At 68.4% G+C, this 2,572-nt stretch carries 1 protein-coding gene; it reads right to left on the bottom strand.

Annotated elements, in window-relative coordinates:
* Positions 1-238: 238 nt before the first annotated feature.
* Positions 239-2,572 (bottom strand): helicase associated domain-containing protein (locus HLK59_RS49430; RefSeq protein WP_171148240.1); only part of this gene is annotated, 2,334 nt, incomplete at its 5' end.

Genomic DNA, 2,572 nt, shown 5'->3' with positions numbered 1-2,572 from the left:
CGATCCCCCTGACCCCCTGCGCACCGCGCACCCTCTGCCCGTGTATCTCCGCCCTCCGCGTCGAGCCGCGGAGGCGAGTGCGCTGGGGGAGGAGACGTTGGAGCATCGGTGTCGGGTGCTGGGTGAGGATCACGCTGAGACCCGTCGTACTGCTACGTGGCTGGAGACGCTGGGTAAGGAGCATGCGCCTGGGGCGGGAGAGTGAGCCCGGTGGCGCGTTCCTCCGGCCCCGAGGCTTCTACCAGCGCATGCCCAATGCATCGAGGCTGGCCCGTCGTTCGGGGCTGAGCTTGGCGGCCCTCCTTCGCGCGTTCGCTACGAACGACCCCAACCCGTACGTCTCCTCATCGACCTCTTCGTGGTGTTGGCGGGGTACGCGGAGGTGCCCTTCGCGGGCATAAAACTGGCGGGCGGCGGTCATGTTGCGTTCCCACAGTTCATCTTGGGACCGCCGAGCCGGCCGGAGCTCCGGCCCTGCGCTGTCGGGGTCGATGCCGAGGCTTTCCAGGAGGTAGCGCTGCGCTGGCATCAGCGTGTCCCACGCGGCCGCCTGTCCGGTGATCCACACGGCCAGGTCCTCGCCCTGCACCACCACCTCGCCCGCCGTGGCGGGCAGGGTGCCGCCGTTCTGGATGTGGCTCAGGAGCAGTCGCTGACAGCGCTGCCACCCGATCTCCCACTCCGGCGCCCACCCCGGGTCGATCTCCGTCAGCGCTTCCATGCGCCTCTCGGACAGCTCCCCGGCATACGAGACACCGGTCTCCCCGTTCGCGCGGCGTACGGCGTTCTCACGGGCCTTCTTGGCGCCAGCCCGCTGATTCTTCAACCATGTGCCCAGAGCAAACCCGTCCCAGACGACCGAGGCACCAGGCAAGCAATGGCGGTGTACTCGGGCATAGTCGCGGGCGACGGCGAGTCCGGCATCCCACGCGGAGGCGTGCACGGACCAGACCATGCCCAACGCCTCCAGCTCGGCCACCCGCTTTGCTTCCAGGGTCCCGGCCGTGTAGTACCGGCGCTGGTCTGCCACCCACACCCCCAGCGGATGCCCGCCGATCCCCGCCGCCCACTCCTGCGGGGTGACGTACGTGTACGGCACGCGTAGTTCGCTGTTGCCGGTTTCGCGCAGCCATCGGGTGGCGGCTTCGATGCCGCGGAGCCAGTAGGCGCGTTCGGGGTCGATGACCCGCAGCCGCACGAACTGCGTGAGCACGGCCGGGTCGCGTTCCTCGCTGAACCGCAGCACCCCCGCCGCCGCGGCCCCCACAGGCGGAACGAGATCCTGCTCCTGGCCGTCCTCCCCGTCGGCCTCCTCCGCCAGGTCCTCGCCGTCGTCTTCGGGCGTCCAACTGCTGTTGCGCAGACGGGGATCAGCGAGGGCCTCGATCGTGTTGGCGTCGTGGGCCCGGAGGGCTCCAAGGACCTTGCTGAGGCTGTTGTAGGCATCCGAGGTGAGCATTTCGTCTGGATCTTCGTCCTGGCCGAGGAATACCGGAACGATCAGCGTGGCGAGTTTCCCGCGCCCCGGATGCAGTCTCAGGGCGCGCCCGACCATCTGCACGATATCGACCATAGAGCCACGCGCGTCCGTGAATAGCACGGCGTCACATTCGGCGGTATCGACACCTTCACCCAAAACGCGAACTGAGGAAAGCACCCGCAATTCAGCCCGCACATCCTCGCCATTATATGCGGGTCCTCCGAGGAAGTCGGAGGCGAATTCGTCGAGTACTTGGCGGCGGTGTGCGGGGGCGTGTTCGCCGTAGAGCCAGTCTGCCCAGACCTGCCGAGCCGGCGGGTAGGTGTCGGGGTCGTCTGCGGCGAGCCGGCCCGCGGTGACCGGCACGGCGGCGGCCATCGCTTCGGCCTCGTTCACCCGGCTGTGGAACGAGAGCACCCGGCGGAACCGTTCCTTGACCGCGGCCTGCATGAGTCCGGTCTGCACCGCCGCCAGCCGTGCCCCGCGGATCGCGTCGGATCCGGTGTCCTCACTGCTCAGGGCCGCGTAGAGCTCCGGGTCGCGGATGTCCAGGCACAGCACCTGATACGGCGCGACGATGCCCCGCCCGATCGCCTCCGACAACGACAGCTCGAAAGCCACCGGCCCGAACACTGGTGAGCCATCCTCCATCGACGCCACCAGCCGCGGCCGCTCACCCTCGGCCTCCCACACGCGGGGCGTGGCCGTCATGTACAGCCGGCGTTCGGCAGGAAGCTGCGCCTGGTCGTGCACGGCCGCCCACGGCTTCATGCCGTCACCACTGGGGCGATGGGCCTCGTCCACGACCAGCAGGCTGAACACCCCGAGGCCCGCGGCGTGGGCCCGCTGGAGGATCCGCAGCCCCACTGACGCGTAGGTGGCGAAGACGGTGACGGTCTCCAGCCCCTCCACCCACGCCACCAGCTCGTCAGGATCCGTCGTGCAGGGCAGGCTGATGGGCGTCGTGGGTTTTTCAGTGGTGTGGCGTCGTTGGTTTTCACTGCTGGTTTTCTGGGGTGGGCTGGGGGTGGTGAAAGGAGGGTGTCGTTTTCGTGGTGAAAGCTGGTGTCGTTTCAGGGTGTTGTTTTGCTG

It is taken from the genome of Streptomyces sp. S3(2020) (assembly GCF_013044505.1).
Lineage (GTDB): Bacteria > Actinomycetota > Actinomycetes > Streptomycetales > Streptomycetaceae > Streptomyces.
This window is presented reverse-complemented; position numbering and strand designations above follow the sequence as displayed.